18 protein-coding genes and 1 pseudogene are annotated in these 21210 nt (G+C 60.5%); 12 read left to right on the top strand and 7 right to left on the bottom strand.

What is annotated here, in order from left to right; translation table 11 throughout:
- The 3 genes from ACWUKX_RS20950 to ACWUKX_RS20960 all read right to left on the bottom strand — a co-directional run bounded on the left by ACWUKX_RS20950 (position 1) and on the right by ACWUKX_RS20960 (position 3091).
- On the bottom strand, positions 1-852 hold the full coding sequence (locus ACWUKX_RS20950) for a carbohydrate ABC transporter permease (RefSeq protein ID WP_456008736.1): 852 nt from the start codon (positions 850-852) through the stop codon (positions 1-3).
- Positions 849-1709, bottom strand: coding sequence for a carbohydrate ABC transporter permease (locus ACWUKX_RS20955; protein ID WP_456008737.1), 861 nt, complete (start codon positions 1707-1709; stop codon positions 849-851). The genes ACWUKX_RS20950 and ACWUKX_RS20955 overlap by 4 nt, the downstream gene beginning before the upstream one ends.
- 110 nt (positions 1710-1819) lie before the next feature.
- The gene (locus tag ACWUKX_RS20960) at positions 1820-3091 is read right to left on the bottom strand and encodes an ABC transporter substrate-binding protein (RefSeq protein ID WP_456008738.1); all 1272 of its coding nucleotides are present in this window, start codon (positions 3089-3091) and stop codon (positions 1820-1822) included.
- Between the two features lie 106 nt (positions 3092-3197).
- Between ACWUKX_RS20960 and ACWUKX_RS20965 the strand changes: the two genes are divergently transcribed.
- Positions 3198-4067 (top strand): helix-turn-helix domain-containing protein, encoded by an 870-nt coding sequence (locus ACWUKX_RS20965; protein WP_456008739.1) that lies wholly within the window; start codon positions 3198-3200, stop codon positions 4065-4067.
- 266 nt (positions 4068-4333) lie between these two features.
- Here ACWUKX_RS20965 and ACWUKX_RS20970 read toward each other — a convergent pair whose 3' ends face one another.
- Complete coding sequence (locus tag ACWUKX_RS20970) at positions 4334-4690, bottom strand: hypothetical protein (protein WP_127208210.1); 357 nt, start codon at positions 4688-4690, stop codon at positions 4334-4336.
- 320 nt (positions 4691-5010) lie between these two features.
- On the opposite strand from ACWUKX_RS20970, the pseudogene ACWUKX_RS20975 reads away from it, so the two are divergent.
- The 4 genes and pseudogenes from ACWUKX_RS20975 to ACWUKX_RS20990 form a co-directional block, all read left to right on the top strand.
- Positions 5011-5091, top strand: a pseudogene (locus ACWUKX_RS20975) (DUF2726 domain-containing protein); the annotation flags it as partial.
- A 639-nt stretch (positions 5092-5730) separates the two neighbouring features.
- Positions 5731-6945, top strand: coding sequence for a glycosyltransferase family protein (locus tag ACWUKX_RS20980; protein ID WP_456008740.1), 1215 nt, complete (start codon positions 5731-5733; stop codon positions 6943-6945).
- A gap of 1 nt (position 6946) precedes the next feature.
- Positions 6947-8191 (top strand): glycosyltransferase, encoded by a 1245-nt coding sequence (locus ACWUKX_RS20985; RefSeq protein ID WP_456008741.1) that lies wholly within the window; start codon positions 6947-6949, stop codon positions 8189-8191.
- Positions 8188-9363, top strand: coding sequence for a glycosyltransferase family protein (locus ACWUKX_RS20990; RefSeq protein WP_456008742.1), 1176 nt, complete (start codon positions 8188-8190; stop codon positions 9361-9363). Before ACWUKX_RS20985 ends, ACWUKX_RS20990 begins: the two co-directional genes overlap by 4 nt.
- 143 nt (positions 9364-9506) lie before the next feature.
- Here ACWUKX_RS20990 and ACWUKX_RS20995 read toward each other — a convergent pair whose 3' ends face one another.
- Positions 9507-10181, bottom strand: coding sequence for a class I SAM-dependent methyltransferase (locus tag ACWUKX_RS20995; protein ID WP_456008744.1), 675 nt, complete (start codon positions 10179-10181; stop codon positions 9507-9509).
- 79 nt (positions 10182-10260) lie between these two features.
- On the opposite strand from ACWUKX_RS20995, the gene ACWUKX_RS21000 reads away from it, so the two are divergent.
- The 4 genes from ACWUKX_RS21000 to ACWUKX_RS21015 all read left to right on the top strand — a co-directional run bounded on the left by ACWUKX_RS21000 (position 10261) and on the right by ACWUKX_RS21015 (position 15099).
- On the top strand, positions 10261-10626 hold the full coding sequence (locus ACWUKX_RS21000; protein WP_456008745.1) for a hypothetical protein: 366 nt from the start codon (positions 10261-10263) through the stop codon (positions 10624-10626).
- A gap of 17 nt (positions 10627-10643) precedes the next feature.
- The gene (locus tag ACWUKX_RS21005) at positions 10644-13358 is read left to right on the top strand and encodes an ABC transporter transmembrane domain-containing protein (protein ID WP_456008746.1); all 2715 of its coding nucleotides are present in this window, start codon (positions 10644-10646) and stop codon (positions 13356-13358) included.
- Positions 13359-13661: 303 nt separating this feature from the next.
- On the top strand, positions 13662-14111 hold the full coding sequence (locus ACWUKX_RS21010) for a cyclic nucleotide-binding domain-containing protein (RefSeq protein WP_029349567.1): 450 nt from the start codon (positions 13662-13664) through the stop codon (positions 14109-14111).
- A gap of 133 nt (positions 14112-14244) precedes the next feature.
- Positions 14245-15099 (top strand): MBL fold metallo-hydrolase, encoded by an 855-nt coding sequence (locus tag ACWUKX_RS21015; RefSeq protein WP_455839187.1) that lies wholly within the window; start codon positions 14245-14247, stop codon positions 15097-15099.
- Between the two features lies 1 nt (position 15100).
- On the opposite strand, the gene ACWUKX_RS21020 is transcribed toward ACWUKX_RS21015, so the two are convergent.
- Both ACWUKX_RS21020 and ACWUKX_RS21025 read right to left on the bottom strand, forming a co-directional pair.
- Positions 15101-15865, bottom strand: coding sequence for a polysaccharide deacetylase family protein (locus tag ACWUKX_RS21020; protein ID WP_456008747.1), 765 nt, complete (start codon positions 15863-15865; stop codon positions 15101-15103).
- Positions 15862-16950 (bottom strand): glycosyltransferase family 4 protein, encoded by a 1089-nt coding sequence (locus ACWUKX_RS21025; protein ID WP_456008749.1) that lies wholly within the window; start codon positions 16948-16950, stop codon positions 15862-15864. Before ACWUKX_RS21025 ends, ACWUKX_RS21020 begins: the two co-directional genes overlap by 4 nt.
- 92 nt (positions 16951-17042) lie before the next feature.
- Between ACWUKX_RS21025 and ACWUKX_RS21030 the strand changes: the two genes are divergently transcribed.
- The 3 genes from ACWUKX_RS21030 (at position 17043) to ACWUKX_RS21040 (ending at position 21182) form a co-directional block, all read left to right on the top strand.
- Complete coding sequence (locus ACWUKX_RS21030) at positions 17043-18203, top strand: DUF3095 domain-containing protein (protein ID WP_456008764.1); 1161 nt, start codon at positions 17043-17045, stop codon at positions 18201-18203.
- A 111-nt stretch (positions 18204-18314) separates the two neighbouring features.
- Positions 18315-19658: a nucleotide sugar dehydrogenase gene (locus tag ACWUKX_RS21035; protein ID WP_127314061.1), complete on the top strand. Its 1344-nt coding sequence runs from the start codon at positions 18315-18317 to the stop codon at positions 19656-19658.
- Positions 19659-19841: 183 nt separating this feature from the next.
- Positions 19842-21182 carry an adenylate/guanylate cyclase domain-containing protein gene (locus ACWUKX_RS21040; RefSeq protein ID WP_456008751.1) on the top strand — a complete coding sequence of 447 codons (1341 nt, stop codon included), beginning with the start codon at positions 19842-19844 and terminating at the stop codon, positions 21180-21182.
- The last annotated feature ends 28 nt before the right edge of the window (positions 21183-21210 follow it).

Below are 21210 nucleotides of genomic sequence, written 5' to 3' on the forward strand. Positions count from 1 at the left end.
CTATTTGATGGCGCCGGCGGCGATGCCGGCGACGAAATGGCGCTGCAAGAGCACGAACACGACGAGCATCGGCACGGTGAGCATCACGGCGCCCGCCATGATGCCGCCCCACGATACTTTGGTGAGGCCGATCAGCGTGCCGAGCGCCACCGGTGCCGTCATGGCGCCGGGCTTGGAATTGATGAGCAGTGGCCAGAGATAGTTGTTCCAGGAGGCAAGGAACAGGATGATGGCGAGAGCCGCCAGCATCGGCCGCGCCAGCGGTAGTGCTACGAACAGGAAGATCCGCCATTCCTTGACCCCCTCGACCCGAGCGGCGTCGAACAGATCGCCCGGCATCATCGAGAAGCTCTGTCGCATGAACAGCACGCCGAGCGAATTGAAGAGCGGCGGCACGATCAGCGCCACCCAGGTGTTGGCGAGCTTGAAGTCGCGCGCCACCATGATGAATTGCGGGATCAGCACGACAGCATAGGGAAGCGTGATGGTGCCGAGGATGATCGCGACGACCACGCCCTTGCCGAAGAACTGGTAGCGCGCCAGCGCCCAGCCGGCCATCGAAGTGAGCAGCACCGACAGGAACGTATAGGTCACCGCCACCGAGACGGAGATGCCGATGGCGCCGATGAAATTCGTGTCGCGCTGCAAATTGTTGACATTGTCGAGGAAACTGCCGTGCGGCAAAAGCTCGATGCTGGGGCTGAAGATGCCTCTGTCGGGCATGGTCGAAAAGATCACCATCATCCACAGCGGAAACAGCCAGATCAGCGCCAGCGGGGTCAGGAAGAGATGCAGCGCGATGCTGCGTCCCAATCTGGCGGAGGAACGACGGGAAGGGGAATGCGAGCTCATTTCGGGTCCCTCGTCAGCCACAGTTGCACCAGCGAGATGGCGATCGCCAGCCCGGCCATGGTGTAGGCGATGGCCGAGGCGTAACCGAAATTGAGAGACCTGAAGCCCTGGCGGTAAAGCAGCAGCCCGAGCGTTTCGGTGCCGCCGCCCGGTCCACCGCGCTCGGTGATCAGGAACGGCTCGGTGAACAGCTGCATGGTGCCGATGATCGACAGCACGGCGCAGAACACGATGATCGGCTTGAGCAGCGGCAGGGTGATGTAGAAGAACTGCTTGAGCTTACTGACACGGTCCAGCGTCGCCGCCTCGTAGACATCCTGGGGGATCGATTGCAGGCCGGCGAGCAGGATGATGGCGTTGTAGCCGGCCCAGCGCCAAGTCACCGCGATCATGATGACCGCCATCGCCGGCGTGACGTTGGAAAACCAGTCGATGTGGGGCAGGCCAACGATGTTCAGCAGCTTGTTGATGATGCCGTAATCGAGGTTGAACATCAGCCGGAACACCGCGGAATAGGCGACTTCGCCGACCACGACCGGGGCGAAGAAGGCGAAGCGGAACAGGCCACGGGCCTTCAGCAGCGGCGAGTTGAGCAGCACGGCCATCACGATCGCCAACGTGATCATCACCGGCACCTGGATGACGAGGATAAGGAAAGTGTTCTTCAACGCGTTGAAGAAGGCCGGATCGCCGATCAGCCGGCCCCAGTTGAAGGTCGGCGCGAACCGCCACGGCACCGTCCGCGTCGCCTGGAAGGAGATCAGAAAGGAGCTGATGATCGGCCATAGCCAAAAAATCGAGAAGATCAGCAAATAGGGCGCGAGGAAGCGATAGGCCGTGGCGTTCTGATAGCGCATCGTTGCCCTCCTTGCCTTCTCGTTTCTAGGTTTACTGGCCTGGTGTCGAGGTCGGCGCCGGCCCTGTCTTGCCTTCTCCCACAAAGGGAGAAGGGAGAGCCGCGTTCAGCTCACTCTTCGACCGGCAGGCCGGTCGCCGAGGCGATCTGGCTTGCGGCATCGTCGAGCGCCGCCTTGGCGTCGGGGTAGCCGCCGCCCAGATATTTGGTCTGCACCGCGCGGACGATGAGTTCCGCGTCGCTCTGGAACGGCGTGCCGCGGCTGGGGACGACCTTGGGCAAGGTGCCGAGGATGTCCTTCCAAACCGCTTGGCCGCCCCAATAGGGCTGGCCTTCGGAGACATAGGGATCATCGAGCGCCGAGATCAGCGACGGCACAAGGCCGAAGCCCTTCAGCATCGCTATCTGGCCCTCGTTGGTCGCGAGGGAGTATTTCAGGTAGGCGTAGGCGGCCTCCTTGTTGTTGGACACCGAGGTGATGGCGAGCGACGAACCGCCGAGATTGGCGGCGCGCGGGCCGTCGGCAGTAAGGCTCGGCATCAGGTAGACGCCCCATTTGCCGCTGCCGTCGGGCGACTCGGTGCGTATGGTGCCCTCGAACCAGCCGCCATACATCTGGCTGGCGACCTTGCCGGCGGTGTTGTTGGTGATCTTGGTGCTCCAGTCGGCCGAGGAGATGATGCCGGCGTCCTTCATCTCCTTGATCTTGGTCATCGACGCCACACAGGCCGGCTGGTTGACGGTGATCGACTGGCCGTCGGCGGCGAAATAGGCGCAACCCTGCTCGTTGGCAATCATGCGGAAGAATTCGGAGTCGCCGTTGAAATCGGCGTTGGTCATCGTCACGCCGGGATTGGCGGCCTGGATTTTCTTGCCGGCGGCAATAAAATCGTCCCAGGTCTTGATCGAGATGGGATCGACGCCGGCCTTCTCGTAGAAGTCGCGGCGGTAGTACATCGCGACCGGGCCCGAATCCCACGGCATCGCATAGGCCTTGTCGTCCACTTCGAGCTCGGTGCGCTTGAAATCGGGGAATTTTGCCTGGTCTTCGGCCGTGTAGCCCAGCGTGTGAAGGTCGACGAAGCAGTCCGGGAACTGGCTCCAGTAGTTCTCGGCCTCACCGTTCTCGATCGTCACGATATCAGGCAGTCCCTCGCCGCCGGCGGCGCAGCCGGCGATCGACTTGTCATAGGTCGGCTGGTTGCCGAGATCCTGGACAGTGACCTTGACGTCGGGAAACTGCTTGTTGAAGCCTTCTATGGTGGCCTTCAGCGATGAAGCGGCGACGTTCCAGCTCCAGATCGTGATTTCGCCGGATTGCGCAAAGGCCGGGGCAGAGCCCAGGGCAAGCGCGAACGCGGCGCAAGTCAGTGTGATGCGCATTGAAATCCTCCCATTTCATTTGCTCTCTCTTCGCGAGCATGGCTAGACTAGGCGCTGGCGAAGGCTTGTCCGCGACAAAGGGAATAAAAAATTGGCGGAAAGTAAGATGCCGGAAAGACCGTTTTACCAGCCTGGCGCCAGCAGCGTGGAGGGCTTGCCGCTGCTGCTGCAGATGTTTCACACCCAGCCTCTGGTGATGCTGAAGCCGCATTGGCATGCCCAGGTCGAGGTGAATTTCATCGTCCGCGGCAACGTGCACTACCGCATGGATGAGCACGAGATCTCGCTTTCGGCGGGCGACATGTGCCTGTTCTGGGGCGGCCTGCCGCACCAGATGGACGACGCATCGGACGATGCCGTCTATGCCGGCGCGCATCTGCCGCTGGTGCATTTCTTCCGGCTGCATTTGCCCGCGGACGTTCGCAACCGGCTGATGACGGGCGCGACACTAGTGACTGGCACCACCGACCGGTCGGACGACCACAATTTCGAGCGCTGGAACCGCTATGTCCGCTCGGGCGATCCGGGCAAGGCCGAACATGCCGTCAACGAGCTGTTGCTGCGGCTGGAGCGGGTGCGCTTCGAGCCTTACCGGCTGGTACCCGAAACTCCGATCGAGCAGGAGACAGGCAGCCCCTTCGATCAGCAATCCCTGCGCAATGTCGGGCGCATGTGCGACTTCATCGCGGAGAATTTTCTCTACGATATCGACTGCGTTGATATCGCGGCGGCGGCAGATATCCATCCCAAATACGCGATGAGCATTTTTAAGAAATCGACCGGCATGACGCTCAACGAATATGTCAACCTGTTGCGGCTCAGCTACGCCCAGGCGCTGCTGATGCACCAGGACGCCAATGTGCTGCGCGTCGCCATGGACTCCGGCTTCGGCTCACTCAGCGCCTTCAACAAATCGTTTCGCAAGCTGGCCGGCATGTCGCCGTCGGATTTTCGCAGAGGCGCTGGCGCCAGGTAGTTCCCAGCCAGGTCGGCCCGGAACCAAAACGGCCACGGTTAGTGGCCAATTGAGCGCCCACGCAAAAACGCACCACCGGCCCGAAGCCGGTGGTGCTCTCTGGACAGTCTGTAGGGGCAGGACCGTTCCAGGGATCCCTTAGGATCGGACTCAAATGTCGGCTTTTCCTTGACCCATGGCATCGGCCGAACAGATGAAGGAGCCTGCCAGCTGGCTAAGAATCTCGACAGTGCGATGCGCCGCCGAGCAGCGCATGATTTGCAATATTATTCGGCTGCGTCAGGAATTTCGCCGGAGGTGTCGTCGGAAGTCTCTGCCGGATCGGCCTTTCTTGCCAGGAACTTGTCCAAGGCTGCCTGCAAGGACAGGGTGGCCTGCGGTGAGGCCGGCGTCGTAGAAACGACAGCCATCGCATGGGCAATTCCCCGAGTGGACTTGTCCTTGGCCGCCGCCGACGTTGCGGCTCCGTGTCCCTGCGATCCAGCCGCAGCCGAATTTCCGCCATTGCCGTTGCTTGCGCCGTTACCCTTCCCGCCGCCATTGCCGCCGGGTCCGGCGAGGACTGGAGACGCGACAAGGGCGAGAGCGGCGACCGTTGCGAACAGACTGGTTCGAGTTTTCATAAATTCCTCCTTCGAGCCGCCCTCCCGCCAGGAAAGAATATGAGGACTCTCTAATATGAAAGGTCCACTATCGGCCAGTTTGATTTAAATCCACCTGTCCGCAAGGGACCTTGGTCCGAAATTGAAAGGCAAAGGTCCTAGACTCTACTTGGGGACGTATTTGGCGCGGCGAACAAAGCGCCTGCTGGCCACGGGCAGCTGGCGAAGCGACAAGCTCGCTCCGTCTGCTGGGTGATGCCGTGCTGCCGCGAAAACGAAAAAACCGCGGCGAATCGCGGCTTTTCGATGCTTGATTCCCTGCTCAAACGCTCCGCTCCCTGGTTGTTGCCGGGCACACTACCCCTTCCGAGCTCCGGCGGCTGGTCGAGAAACTCGTAGACAAGCCAAAAGAGGCTCAGTAGTAGCGACCGCCGCTGCTATCGGCAGCACAAAGCGAGCAGCTGTGCTCTTTTAGGAAAAAGGGCTGCCGGTCCGCATGCTTGTTAGGAAAGAATCGACATTGCACAATTGGATGCGCTGGCTTTAGCTCGCTGGCGCTTCCTTGTGACCCGATTCCAAGGTAGGAGCGAAGCCATTCCTCTCGAGCCGCCCTCCCGCCAGCATGGAATGTGAGGACTCTCCAATATGAAAGGTCCACTATCAGCCAGTTTGGTGCTGCCCCAAAAACCAAAAAGCCGCGCCGAACCGCGGCTATTCGATGTTTGATTCCCCGGAAGGAAACTGGAGCGGGTGAAGTGATTCGAACGCTCGACCCCAACCTTGAAAACGTCAATTTCTGCCAACGCCGCCCTATCCGAATTTCCGCTACCAGAATCCGAGATGATCAATACCAATGAAATGATGCAGGTTCTTCTGGACCACGTGGCAAGCGGGCAGCTGAGCAGACGCAGCTTCCTGGCTTCAGCATATGGACCCTCTTGGGTAATACGAATTGAAAATTGCGCCCTCATGTTTCAAAACAGGTCGGTAGACCCGCGAGGATGGTTTCGTGCGGGGTCGTCCACGGTCCTCAAGCCGAGAATTCTAAAAGACGTTCAACAATGACCCAGCACGTACAAAACGCTCGAATTCTCATGTACAGCCACGACACGTTCGGGCTCGGCCATTTGCAGCGCTGCCGGACGATCGCGCATTCCCTGGTCGAGGATTTCCGTGGACTTCAGGTGCTTATCATTTCGGGTGCGACTATCGCTGGCGCCTTCGACTACCGCGCCCGTGTCGACTTCGTGAAGATCCCCAGCGTCATCAAATTGCGCAACGGCGAATACACCTCGCTGGAAAAGGATATCGATCTGCATGAGACGCTAAGGATGCGCCAGTCGATCATCCGCCACACGGCCGAGACCTTCCGGCCGGATATCTTCATCGTCGACAAGGAACCGCTCGGCCTGCGCGGTGAGATCGAGGACACGCTGTCCTACCTCAAGACGCGGGGCACCACGCTCGTGCTTGGCCTGCGCGAGGTGATGGACGCCCCGCATCTGCTCGAAGCAGAGTGGGCACGCAGGGATGTGATGCGCAAGATAGGCCTGTTCTACGACAAGGTCTGGGTCTATGGTCCGCCGGATTTCTACGATCCGTTGACCGGTTTGGATGTGCCGCCGGCTGTCAGGGCAAAGATGAAGTTCGTCGGTTTTCTGCAACGGAGCCTGCAGAAGAACGAGTTGCCCGGCCACCGGCCCGAGGGCGACTATATCCTCGTTACCACCGGTGGCGGCGGTGACGGCGCCGATCTGATCCACAGCGTCATCGATGCCTATCAGCAGGATCCGCAATTGCAGCATAGGGCTCTGATCGTGCTTGGGCCTTACATGCCGGCGCGCAAGCGCAACAAGCTGCTCAAGAAGGGGTCCAAGATCCCCTATATCAGGATCATCGAGTTCGACAACCGCATGGAAGAGCTGATTGCCGGCGCCAAGGCGGTCGTGGCGATGGGCGGTTACAACACCTATTGCGAGATACTGTCGTTCGACAAGCCGGCGCTGATCGTGCCGCGCGTCAAGCCCCGCGAGGAACAACTGATCCGAGCACGGCGCGCAGCCGAACTCGGCCTTATCGAGATGCTTTTGCCGGAAGAAGCCGAGGATTCCCAGCGGTTTGCCAATGCACTGGAGGTGCTGCCGGCCCGGCCCGGCCCATCGCAGAGCCATCCGCATCTGACGCTGGAAGGGCTGCCTCACATTTCCGAAATCGTCGCGGAACTGCTCGACCGGCGGGGCGGCCATCACCTTTCGGTCATTGAAGGCATGAACTGAGTTGCAACATCGCAAGATCGTCGTGGTTCTGAAGGGCTATCCGCGGCTGTCGGAAACGTTCATCGCGCAGGAACTGCTCGGTCTGGAGCGTGCGGGGTTCGACCTGATACTGGTCTCGCTCAGGCGGCCGACCGACGCAAAACGCCACCCCGTGCATGACGAGATCAAAGCGCCCGTCCATTATCTGCCGGAATATCTGCATGAAGAGCCGCTACGCGTGGTTCGCTCGCTGTTTGCTTATCTGCTGCGGCCGGGCTTCTGGCGCGCGCTCCGATCGCTGGCTACCGATATCCGCCGCGACTTTACGCGCAATCGCGCGCGCCGCTTCGGGCAAGCGCTCGTGCTGGCGGCCGAATGGCCGGAAGGCGCGGGCTGGCTGCATGCACATTTCGCGCACACACCGGCATCGGTGACGCGCTATGCCAGCCAGCTTCGTGGCCTGCCCTGGAGCTGCTCGGCCCACGCCAAGGACATCTGGACTTCGGCGGACTGGGATCTGGCTGGCAAGCTTTCCTCGGCGCGCTGGACGGTCACTTGCACGAAAACCGGCTTCGACCGTCTGAAAAAACTCGCTAACGGCAACTCGTCTGTGCATCTGAGCTATCATGGGCTCGACCTTGATCGCTTCGGCAGTTTCGGCGAGGCGCGAAAACAGCATGACGGCTCGGCGCCGGACGAACCGGTTATCGTTCTGAGTGTCGGGCGCGCCGTTGAAAAGAAAGGTTACGATACGTTGCTGGAGGCCCTTGCCCTCTTGCCTGGTGATTTGGCGTGGCGTTTCGAGCATATCGGCGGCGGCGAGGAACTGGAACGGTTCAGGACGCTGGCGCAAAAGCTCGGACTGGATGGTCGCGTCTCCTGGAAAGGCGCGCTTGCGCAGGAGGAGGTGCTTGAGCACTACCGCTGCGCCGACATCTTCGCCCTGGCCTGCAGGATCACCGCAAATGGCGACCGGGACGGTCTGCCGAATGTTCTGGTGGAGGCGGCTAGCCAGCGGCTTGCCTGCGTGTCGACCGATATTTCCGGCGTGCCGGAGCTTTTATCGCCGGATGAAACCGGGCTGCTGGTTCCGACGGAAAACCCAATTGCCCTGGCACAGGCGCTGGAGCGCCTGATCCGTGATCCCGTGCTGCGCGCCCGCCTCGGCGACGCCGCAGAGCGGCGCGTGCGCGGCAATTTCGATCATATGGAAAGTATTGGACAGCTCAAGGAACTGTTCGAGCGGGAGTGGCGGGCCGCCGAATGAAGCGGCTGCGCGCTTTCTTCTATGTCCAGCACCTGCTCGGTATCGGCCATCTCGCGCGCGCCAGCCGCATTGCGGCGGCTCTGGTCGATGACGGGTTTGACGTAACCGTCGTGACCGGCGGAGCGCCGATCGCGGGGTTTCCGGGACTGGGTGTAAAATCTGTAACCCTGCCGCCTGTCACCTCCGGTGATGAAGGATTTTCCGGACTTGTCGACCTGCAAGGCAAACCCATCGACGATGATTTCAAGAAATGGCGTTCAGAGATGCTGCTGCAGGCATTCCGGGATTGCAGGCCTGATATCGTCATTGTCGAGGCGTTTCCATTTGGACGCCGGCAGATGCGTTTCGAACTCCTGCCGCTGATCGAGGCCATCGACGCGACGTCACCCAGACCGCTGCTGGCGACGTCCGTCCGTGATATCCTTCAGGAGCGCGTCAAGCCGGGCCGAAACGAGGAAACGGTCGATCTCATCAACAGGCATTTCGACCTTGTCATGATCCACGGCGATCCGGCTTTCGCAACCATCGACAAGACATTTCCACTGGCTGGGGCGATCAAAGCCGAGGTCACCTACACAGGGCTCGTTGCCGCGCCGCCATCGCCCGCGGCCTCCGAGCGCTTCGACGTTCTGGTGTCGGTTGGCGGCGGGGCTGCCGGAAAGAGCCTTGTCAGCTCCACCATCGCAGCGGCGCGGAATGCCAACAACGCTTGGAAATGGTGTTTGATCACCGGCCCAAACCTGCCGAAGGACGAGTTCGACGCGATCGCACGGGATGCCTCGCCGGGCCTGTCCATCTTCCGGTTCCGCGAGGATTTCGCCAGCCTGCTGACCGGCGCCCGCCTGTCGGTCTCGCAGGCGGGCTACAACACGGTCTGCGATGTCCTGCGCGCAGGTTGTCGCTCCCTGCTCGTTCCATTTGCCGCCGGCGGGGAAACCGAACAGACGGTTCGCACCCTGATGCTCGAAGAACTCGGTCTTGCGACCATGCTGATGGAAAAGGACCTAACGCCTGAACGTTTGGGGCAAGCGATCGAACAGGCGCTTGTGGGACCGACGCCATCCGCGCATCGTCTCGATCTGGAAGGCGCGCGTCGGTCGGCGCAAATTCTGCGCGAGCGGTATAGAACAATGGTCCCTAAAAGTGGGTCCCGGTTTCGGAAAAGTTCATGATCGAACAGACGATAGATCATACGCCCGTCGCGTCTGGTGAGATTCGCGCGACGCGCTCAGGTCGTTGTCTTATGCATATCGTTGTCCCAAAACCGCTACGCACCCTCGGGTCGGGCCCGAGGGCATGCTTTGGGCGAAATGCATCAAACAGTTCCAATCAGCATGAAGCGCGTATAATTTTTTGTCGGCAGTTCGCCGGAGAACCGCACCTCCCGTAGCGCCGCCATTGCTTCAAAGGCTGCAAGTGAAGCCACGCAGTTGATGTGCGTCGGCTCGCTGAAATAATCGTTCGATTGCAACAGTACATTCGTGCCCCGCGGAAGCAGAGCAAGCCAGGCGGGCAGGTCGGCTATGTGTTCGCAGCTCGTATTGACCACCAGGTCGGGCCGCCCGGCCGCATAGTCGAGTACGTACATGTCTGCCGTGAGCGCCCGGAACCGGTCGCCGGCTTCCCGGTTGAGGGTCCGCGCGACCGGCGCGACTTCGGGATCGATGTCGATGCTGTCGACCGCCGCGATGTCGAAGCGGGCGTCCTTGAAAAGCATTGCAGGCAATACGCCGTACCATCCGCCCAGAACCCATACGCGCCCGAACCGACCGCCGCAGCTTTCGAACAACCTGTCGAGCGCCCACATCTTGCAGGCGACCTGCTTGTGGTTGAAGGCGTTTGCGATATCGGCCTTCGGATGCTTGGCGATGACGCGCGCCAGCCCTGCCACGAGAGGGCAGTTGACATAGGCAGCAATTCCCCGCGTGAGGTCCAAGGCTTGCTCGTGCCAGTCCATGCCGGCATTGCGTGGCTGCGTGACATCCATCATATTTGTCTTGTATGTTGGGATTTCGGGCGACACAACGCAATCTTGCCTCCCGCAAGGCTGTTGATTCGCGGACGTGATTATGCAGCAAGCCGCTTCGCCATTGCCCGGTGCCGGAGAGAGCCTGTTGCATCTGTCCGGACCATCGGCGTCCATCCGCCAGCACCAGCGGCGCAGCTGCGGCCTCGTGCTGCTCGGCTATTCGCCAGAACCCTACGGAAGCCGCGAACCGTTTGGCCAGAGGCTTTCTTCGCTGATCAACAATGCCCACGGCGTTGTCATCGACCATGCGCCGGAACTGGATCGCGCCGCCTCGCAGGTTCCTGCCATCGTCGAGCGCAGGACAATCTCCGTGCGCTGCAGCTTCGAGCTTGTCGTTGGCGACGAAAAAATTGCCGATACGCCATTCGCCAGCAGGTGCTTTTACATCCTGCATGCATTCAACTGAAGGGTCCACAGCCGCATATGGAACCCAGCCTAGCCCGCTATATCTGGACGCACACCAAGAAGCAGCAGCTCTGGATATTGATGATCGTCATGCTTTCGATGATCCCGTATTTCATGTCCTTCGACCTGCCGAAGCTGATCGTCAACGGCCCGATCCAAGGTAGCGGCTTCGAGCAACCAGGCGCGACCCAGCCGTTCATGAGGCTGCACTACAACCTGCCGTTCATCGGAGAGGTCCAGTTCTTCTCCGGTTTTCAGCTCGACCGCAAGGAGACGCTGTTTGCCCTGAGCATTGTCTTCCTCTTGCTAGTCGTTATCAACGGCCTGTTCAAACTCTACATCAACACCTACAAGGGCCGCCTCGGCGAACGCATGCTGCGGCGTATCCGCTTCGATCTTCTCGATCGTGTGCTGCGCTTTCCGCCGGTTTACTTCAAGCGGGTGAAATCCGCCGAAGTGGCGACCATGGTGAAGGACGAGGTGGAGCCGCTGGGCGGCTTCATCGGCGATGCCTTCGTGCAGCCGGTGCTGCTCGGCGGCCAGGCGCTGACGGCCATGCTGTTCATCATGATCCAGAACTTCTGGCTCGGAATGATAGCCGCCGTGATCGTGGCGTTCCAGATCGTGCTCATCCCGCGAATGCGGCGGCGGCTGATAGTGCTCGGGCGCCAACGGCAGTTGACGGCGCGCGCGCTTTCGGGCCGGATTGGCGAAATCGTCGACGGCATCGGCGCGGTTCACGTCCACGATACATCAAACTACGAGCGCGCCGACATAGCTGCCCGGCTCGGGCTCATCTTCAAGATCCGCTTCGATCTTTACCAATGGAAATTCATGGTAAAGTTCCTCAACAATTTTCTCGCGCAGATCACGCCTTTTCTGTTCTACATGATAGGCGGGTACCTGGTTATCCAGGGGCGGCTGGATGTCGGCCAGCTAGTGGCCGTGATCAGCGCCTACAAGGAACTGCCCGGACCGATGAAGGAACTGATCGACTGGGATCAGGCGCGGCAGGATGTCCAGGTCAAATACCAGCAGGTCGTTGAACAGTTCACCGTCGATGGTCTCATCGCGCCGAGAATCGGGGCATTGACGATCGACGCTCCCGAGCCGATGACCAAACCCCTGTCGGCGATCGGTCTGTGCATTGCAGACGATGGCGGTGCAATGCTCCTCGACCGTATCTCCCTCCAGGTCAAGCCGGGTGAGACGGTGGCGCTGGTCAGTACCGCAACAGGTGGAGCCGAGGCGCTTGCAGAAGCCTTCGCGCGGTTGAACTGGCCGGACAGCGGAAGGGTCGTTTCGGGCGCCGACGACCTGCTTGAACTCCCCGAAGCAGTGACCGGCCGGCGGATGTCTTATGCCTCGTCGGATGTTTTCCTGTTCCAGGCAAGCCTCCGCGATAACCTGCTCTATGGGTTGAAGCATGCGCCGCTGACATCGGTGACTTATGACGATGCTGCGGCAGACCAGCACCGCTGGAACGTCCACGAGGCGCGCCGGTCGGGCAATCCGGAACTTGATATCCACAGCGACTGGATCGACTATGCTGCCGCCGGCGCTACCGGCCCGCACGACCTGTTTGAAGCCGTGCGCCGGGTGCTCGACGCAGTTGTTCTGTCGCGCGACATTCTGGATCTTGGCTTGCGCTCTTCGGCCGACCTCACGCGTCATACGGAGCTTGCCAGGCGGATCGTCGAACTGCGTGCGGCGCTGCGAAGCCGGCTGGAACGCGAAGGGCTGAGCGGACTGGTGGTTCCTTTCGAACCGGGCGCCTACAACAAGGAAGCAACGATCGGCCAAAACCTGCTCTTCGGCGCTGCCGCCGGCCCCGAACTGGCCGACAGGGCTCTAGCGGCCAATCCCTATTTTGCTTCTGTGCTGAGGCAAGCCGGCCTCGACCGCACGCTCTACGAAATGGGCATGGAGATCGCCGAACAGGCGATCGAGCTGTTTGCCGACCTGCCGCCCGATCACCAGTTCTTCCAGCAGCTCGCCTTCATGAGCGCCGAGGAGATCCCCACCTACGAAACCTTGCTGCAACGGCTCAAGAACCGTCCCTACGAGGCGGTTTCGGAGAGCGACCGCGCCATGATCGTCTCCTTGAGCTTTGCCTATATCGAGCCCCGGCACCGCTTCGGACTGCTGAGCGACGAGCTGATGAGCAAGATCGTCGCTGCACGCAACCGGTTCCATGAAAACCTGCCGCCCGAGCTGCAAAATGCAATCGAACGGTATGATCCTGCCAAATACATTGCGGCGGCCACCGTCATGGATAATGTCCTGTTCGGGCGTGTGGGCAACAACCATCCCGACGCGCCGGACGGCATACGGACCATCGTCTATGACATTCTTGACGAACTGGGGCTTTACGCCGAACTTCTGGATGTCGGCCTGGACTTCAACGTCGGAGCCGGCGGCAGGCGGCTGACCGGTGGACAGCGACAGAAGCTCGATGTTGCCCGGGCCCTGCTCAAGCGTCCCGATTTTCTCATTCTCAACCGCCCGCTGTCGGCGCTCGACCAGCGCATGCAGGATAAGGTGCTGCGAAACGTGCTCGAGGAAGCCAGGCGCGACGGCCATTCACCGGCAATTGTGTGGGTCCTGACGAACCCGGCAATGGCAATGATGTTCGATCGCGTTATCGTCTTCGACGGGGGTCAATTGGTGGAAGACGGAACACACGAGACACTTTTGGCAGGGAACGGTATCTTCAAGGAACTGCTGTCATAGAGCAACGGACATTCAGATGGGATCATTCTGCCGGTGGGAATTTGCTGCAAGGTCGAGGGATTCAGCGAAGGGCGTAGCGGGAATACATCCGCGCCGAAACCCGAAGCATTTGCCGCAAATTCACCGGCTCTACTGGTTTCGGCTGGCGGGCGCCCATTTGTCAGGCGGCATCGCCCGATCGCTCGACATCGGGCTCGCCGCCTTTCGCGTGGTCGTCTCGCCATTCCGGGAAACAGAACTAATTCCATCTGGGCGGCCGTTGCTCTAGTCTGGCAAACGCGAATTTTGGGAAGGTTTGCGACAATGCTGCTCAAGGACGAAGTTGGAATGCTGCAACGCGTTCCCTTGTTCTCTGCCATCGAGCCGACAAAGCTCAAGCTGCTTGCGTTCACATCCGATCGTGTGAGCTACAGTGCCGGCCAGATCCTTTTCCGGCAGGGCGACGAGGGAGACGCCGCCTATGTCATCCTTTCAGGCAGGGCGGATATCCTGGTCGATTCCGACAGCGGACCGATAAAAGTTGCCGAACTGGAGCCAAATTCGATTGTTGGCGAGATCGCCATATTGTGCAACAGCTCCCGCACGGCCACCGTCAGAGCGGCAAGTCCGCTGGAAGCGTTGAGAATCAGCAAGGATCATTTCCTGAGGCTTATGAAGGAGTTCCCGGAAATGACCATCGAGATATTGCGGGTTCTTGCCGATCGCCTAAGCCATACGACCGCGGATCTGATCGATGCACGAAGCGCCAAATAACGGATGACGTCCGCTCGATCCTCCCCGTCGTGATGGCACCGGCCTCTTGCTGAGAAGGTCACCCGGGAAAACCTGTCTCGCCTAGCAGCAGTTGTTTGGCTACGATGGGCGACGGGGACTGCGAAGGGGTAGCATGGACGACGACGTTTTCCTGGTCAGATTTTGGGGCGTGCGCGGCAGCATTTCGGTATCGGGGCCAGAATTCTCTCGCTATGGCGGCAACACAATCTGCATTGAGATGCGATGCGGTAAGCATACGCTTCTATTCGACGCAGGCTCCGGCCTACGACCTGCCGGCGGGGCGCTTCAGGCTCTGGGCGTGACCGATTTCGACCTGCTTTTCACCCATTGCCATTACGATCACATCATCGGGTTGCCGTCTTTTGCGCCGATCTATGACCGGAGCGTTAAGGTTACGCTTTGGTCCGGGCATCTTGCAGGACACATGACGACCCGGCAGATGGTCGATAAGTTCATGCGGCCGCCGTGGTTTCCGATGAAACTGGAGTTCTGCAAGGCAAGGCTCGACTATCGCGATTTCGTATCCGGAGACGTGCTTCGGCCGCGCGAAGGGGTGGTGGTCCGAACCGGCAGTCTTACCCATCCGGGCGGCTGCATAGGCTACCGGGTCGAATGGGGCGGCCGCGTCGTGGCGGTGATAACAGACACTGAGCACGAGCCGGACAAACTCGATCAGGCGGTGCTCGGCCTGATCGAAGATGCCGACCTCGTCATTTACGATTGCACCTACACCGAGGAGGAAATGGAACGCCGCCGCGGTTACGGGCACTCGACATGGCAACAGGGCGCCAAGCTCTGTGAGGCGGCCGGTGCGCGCGGGCTTGCGCTGTTTCACCACGATCCGACACGCACCGACGAGGAACTGGACGAGATCGAGAAACTGGCCAAAGACAGGTTTGCCGGCGCTTTTGCCGCGCGGGATGGCCAGACGCTCACATTTCCAGTCTCATTGCACAAAAAGCGCTGAGCTATTTTCCTCTACCGGCGCTGCGCCCGATCAGTGTCCTGATCGGAAGCCATGCGCAGGCTTCAGTCTGTGCTGTGACTGTGAACAGCCGTTCGAGGAAAAGCCAGGCCGATTCATCATGTACGAGATGGTGGGTGAGCAGGCCGACCGGTTCGCCGCCGTCGAATGCACGCTGCAATTGCGCGATGATAGCCTGAACCAATGAGCCATGATCGCGGCAGCCGCGCGTGCCATGCCAATCCATGATGTCGACATTGCTGTTGATGACCGCCAGTGAAGCCGGCTTCGGCGGCCCATAGACCGACAATGCCGCAAATCCTATCGATCCAAGGTCGGACACCAAGCCGGCGTCGATCCTGTTCCAGGGTGGCACCAGCATCGGAACGGCACGTGCGCCGTGCAGGCCGGTTACGTGCGACAGCCCGCGAGCCAGATCATCGAGCACCACCTCGCGTGGCCGATGCGCGCCGAGCTCCTGCTTTTTCTGGTCCTCGGGCGCATGATTTCGGTGCGTCCAACCATGGATGGCGACCGTGGCATGCGGCGCCTCGTTAAGCCGGGCGACAAGCTTCTCACCAGTCAGGGCCGGAATGACGGCCAGAGTGACCGGAACCGCGAATTCACCGGTGAGGTCGAGCAGCCGATCAAGCGCCGGCGTCGGCTCCACGGCGTCATCGTCACGCAGCCAGAACTCTGCCTTACGGTCCGCCCGTTGCCGGCACGCCAGTTCTTCCACCAAGGGCTGCCAGATCTGATCGGATGTCATGAAACCGGGATCCTCGCAAGAAGTTCGGCCAGACGCGCCGCTGCAACACCGAGGGAGCGTTCTTCGAGGATGAAACGTCTGGCTTCCGCGGCCATGATGGTTCTTTCGCCGTTACGGGCCAGAAGCCTTTCAATGGCAGAAGCGAACGCCGCCACATCGCCCGCCGGGGTAAGAAACCCGGTCTGGCCATCCCGCACGACCTCCGGCACGCCGGCGATGTCCTGAGCCACCACCGGAAGACCGGCGGCCTGTGCTTCAAGATAGGCAACACCATAGGCCTCGCCGTAACCCGGCCAGACGTAAATTCCCCCACCGTAGAGGACGTCCGGCACGGCGGCTGGCTCAATCGCGCCAAGCCATTCGATACGGTCGGCGGGCAAGCCGGCGAATTGCGCTTTGATCTCGTCACGGGCAGGCCCATCCCCGACCACCGACATGGTCCAGGGCAGGTGGCCGATCGGACCGAGCGCCTGCGCCAGCATGCGATAGCTTTCGACTTTGTCGCCCGGGCGCATCATGGCGACGGTAACGAGGCGCGTCGGACAACCCCTTGCCGGCATTTCCCGGAATTCCGATGTGTCGATGAAGGGCGAAAGCATACCGAGAGCGGCGTCGGGAATCGCATCTGTCAGTCCATGACGATCCCTTTGCGTGAAGCAGATGTTCAGCGCTGCCTGTTCGACGGCTCGCGCCACCAACGCTTGGGTATCGCCCCACAAACCGACGTTGCGCCGCCTCGAATAGGAGGCTTCCGCTGTCACATAGGGGATAGCAAAGGCCGACGCCAGCTCGGGTCCGATCAGGTCGGGCGCCTTGTAATAGGGATGATAGGAGAACCACAGATCGGGCTTGCCGTCACGATCCCAAAGCCTTGTCAGCCGCGCGGCTTCCTCTCGGGCCTCGATCTTGAGCGCAGCGAAACTTTTCGACTCCGGTTCGCGTAGATAGAAGCGCAATTCGGATACTAGTTCGACGCTATGCCCTCCATGCTCCAGCGCCTTGACCAGCATCCGTGCCATCTGGCGGTCGCCGGAGGCAACGGGATGATTGGGCGACTTCAGCGGCGCGTAGAAGGCAATTCGCATCGCCGGACCCTATCATCGGAATGCCTGTGCAAGTCAATTTCGAAGCATGATCGACTTCACCCTCAAGCAGTGGAATGTGCTATCTGATGCTCATGGAAACAGCTGCCGCGTCCGACCCGTTTGTCGCTTCCTTGCCGGTCTTCGCAAAGTTCGAAAGCGTTGCCGATATCGATAACTATCGGCCTCTCCCGGATGGCTGGGCGCTGGCCACCGCCGACATCGTCGGCTCGACCAAGGCGATCGGGGCTGGGCGCTATAAAACCGTCAATATGGCCGGCGCCAGCGTCATTTCGGCGCTGCTCAATGCGCTGGGTCGGCAAGATCTTCCCTTTGTCTTCGGCGGCGACGGCGCGCTCGTGGCGTTTCCCGGCTCGGCGCTGGAGATCACCCGCAACGCGCTGGCGGTTGTCCAGAGATGGGTGGCGGACGAACTGGACCTGACCTTGCGAGCCGCAATCGTGCCGATAAAGGATATAAGAGCGCAAGGCCTCGACGTTCGCGTGGCGAGGTTCCGGGCCTCCGAAGCGGTCTTCTATGCCATGTTCGCCGGCGGTGGCGGCAGTTGGGCGGAAGCCGAGATGAAAGCGGGGCGCTACCGCGTCGATCCTGCGCCAGCCGGCGCGCGGCCGGATCTGACCGGCCTCTCCTGCCGCTGGGACCCGATCGAAGCCCGGCATGGCGAAATCGTCTCGATCATAGCCATACCGGGGGCGTCGCGCGACTTGCGCGGTTTTCAGTTTCTGGCTTCCGACATCATCGCTCTTGCCGGCAGGCAGGAACGCGATGGCCACCCGGTGCCGGTGAACGGGCCGGGCTTCAGTTTTCCGCCCGCCGGCCTCGATATCGAGGCGCGGGCCATGGCGCCGGCAGGATGGCGATGGCTGTCGAAGCTGTGGATATTGTTTCTGATGACGCTTACGGCTGTCACCGACAGGTATGGCTGGACGATCGGCAGTTTCGATCCGAAGGTCTACAAACGCGACGTGGCCAGCAATTCGGATTTCCGGAAGTTCGACGACGGCTTGAAGATGACCATCGACGTTGACGCGGATGTGTTGCAACGGATCGAGAACCGGCTGAAACAGGCGGAAGAGGCGGGCATCTGCAACTATGGCCTGCACCGCCAGAAATCGGCCTTGATGACATGCCTGGTCGCCTCGCCGCTGCAGCGCGACCACGTTCATTTCATCGATGGCGCCGCCGGCGGCTATGCGATGGCCGCCGCAAGCCTGAAGGCGAAGGTGCCGGTCTGACGACGGCTTGCGGAAATCGATTTTCCGCAATATGCCTCGGGGTTCTTGGGGAACCAGGTGAGCCTCGCCATGGGAGCGGACGGCCTGTCCGAATTGACGGAAAGCAGATTTTTGGACGCCTCACGATCGACATATGACCGTCTTCTGAACCGGATTTCGACGCGCGCCGCGCAAGTCGGCGTGATTGGACTGGGCTATGTCGGGTTGCCGCTGGCGGTTGCGATCGCACGCGCCGGCTTCCCGGTTTCCGGCTTCGATATCGAAGCCCAGAAGGTCGAGAACCTGAACAACGGCCAATCCTACATTGAGGCGGTGGCATCGACAGCCCTTGCCGGCCAGGTGGCGAACGGACGGTTCCGCGCCACTGCGGATTTTGCCGAACTGGCCGTCTGCGATGTCATCATCATCTGCGTTCCGACACCGCTGACGAAAAACCGTGAGCCGGACCTCTCCTTTGTCAGGAACACGGCAGGCACCATCGCGAAGCATCTGCGTCTCGGCCAACTCATCGTGCTGGAATCGACCACCTATCCCGGCACCACCGACGACGTGATCAAGCCCATACTGGAAGAAACCGGCTTGCAGTCGAAGATAGACTTCTTCCTCGGCTTCTCGCCCGAACGCGAGGATCCCGGCAATCGTAGCTTTGAAGTCGCGACGATCCCCAAGATCGTGGCAGGCGACGGCATTGAAGCGGCGACGCTCGTGCAGGCTTTCTACCAGGGCGTGGTCAAGACCGTCGTTCCGGTTTCCACCACGGCGACCGCCGAGGCGGTCAAGCTGACGGAAAACATCTTCCGCTCGGTCAACATAGCCCTGGTCAACGAGTTGAAGGTCGTGCTCGGTGCGATGGGCATCGACATCTGGGAGGTGATCGAGGCGGCAAAGAGCAAGCCCTTCGGCTACATGCCTTTCTATCCTGGCCCCGGACTTGGCGGGCACTGCGTTCCGATCGATCCCTTCTACTTGACGTGGAAAGCGCGCGAATACGAACTGCCGACCCGCTTCATCGAACTGGCGGCAGAGATCAACACGGCCATGCCGCGTCATGTGGTCGATGAACTGGCGAAGGCGCTGGACCGGCGCTGCGGCAAGGCGCTCAGCCGCTCGCGCATTCTCATCATCGGGCTCGCCTATAAGAAGAATGTGCCCGACATCCGCGAAAGCCCCTCATTGCGGCTCATTGAACTCATCGAGGAATGGGGCGGCAAGGCGGAATTCCACGATCCGCATGTTACCGAGATCCCGACCACACGGGAGCATATGGCGATCAAGGGGCGGCGCTCGGTCGAATTGACCGAGGCGGCCTTGAAGGATTTCGACGCTGTCGTCATTGCAACCGACCACGACGCGATCGACTATCAGGCGATCGCTGATCACGCTCTTCTGATCGTCGACACACGCAATGTTTTTGGCCGCCTCGGGCTAGCCCGAGAGACTGTGGTGAAGGCCTGACGGCGTCTGAGCCGGCGAATTTTTTACCTGATGGCAGGATCATGATTGCACTCCGCCGGCAGCCTCGCCACATAATGCCCCTTCGCCGGCTTTTGCCGCCAAAGGACACCATTGACTTCGAGGGTCTTATCTTGGTGTCGTTAGAAAGGAGAATGGCTCGTCTTCGACGGGTCTCGAGATAGCATGAGCACAGCGCAAGCAGAAATTTCCACCATTCTCATGGATAAGGTTGCCGATTGGCTGACCCAATCGGCGCTGGCGGGCGACGACCTGGAAACATTGGTAAAGGGCTTTTGTGAACGGCTGGCTGCTGCCGGCCTGCCGTTGAAGCGGGTGCATTTGAGCTTTTCGATGCTTCATCCGCTTTATGACGCGCTTGGCTTCACCTGGCTTCGCGGCCAGGGCATGGAAGTGGAAGGCTTCCGCAAAAAGGACGGCGTTCATTCTGACAGATTCCTGACCAGCCCATACTACCATCTGCTCAGCAACAAGCTCGACCATCTGAGGCGCCGGCTCGACCCGTCGGTGCCGTCGGAATTTCCTATTTTCGACGAACTCACGCTTATGGGCGTGACCGATTACATGGCTTTCGTCCATCCCTTCAACGGCAATACCAGTCAGGGCATGATCGGGTCCTGGTCCACCGACAGCGCTTCAGGCTTCAGCGATAGCATGATTTCAGCGCTGCTGCGCATCCAGAACCATCTCGCTATCGCAACCAAGATGGCGGTGCTCACCAAGCTGGCCGACAACATGATGACCACTTATCTCGGCGGCGACGCCGGCAGGCGCGTGCTGGACGGCCAGATCAAGCGCGGCGAGGGCGATACAATCCGGGCCGCACTGGTCATGGCCGATATGCGCGGGTCGACAAGGCTTGCCGAAACTTCCGGCCGCGAAATCTACATCGATACGCTGAACCAGTTTTTCGATGCCATTGCTGCACCTTTCAATCGCAAAGGCGGGCAGATCATGAGTTTCATAGGTGATGGTTTTATTGCCGTCTTCCCTTGCGAAAGGCACCGTGCGCAGTCCGAGATCGCCTGCCAGGCTGCTCTTGCGGCAACGCACAAGGCCACCGCGCGCATGATGGATCTCAATCTGCGCAGAAAGGAGCAGGGATTGGGCGACATAAAATTTGGCATCGGCCTGCATGTCGGCAATGTGATGTTCGGCAATGTCGGACTTACCGACCGGCTAACATTCTCTGTCTTCGGCTCGGCCGTAAACGAGGTCCAGCGCCTCCAGACCCTGACCAAGAAATATCCGCACAGCATTCTCGCCAGTAAGGACTTCGCCGGCTATTGCGGCGCCAACAGCTGGCTGACGCTCGGCAAGGAGGGACTGGCGGGTATCAAACAGAAGCTGACGGTGCTTTCACCCGATCTGTCGGGTGCTCTCGCACTCGATGAGGACGGCACGCTGGAGCCGATTTACGACCGAATATCCGACGCCGAGCAGGTCATGCTGCTTCATCGCGATGCAGCGCGGCTGTCGGCGGGCGCCGCGAGGAAGCTCCAGTAACCGCCACGATCTGATACGAACGCCTTTG

The organism is Mesorhizobium sp. f-mel (assembly GCF_053850215.1).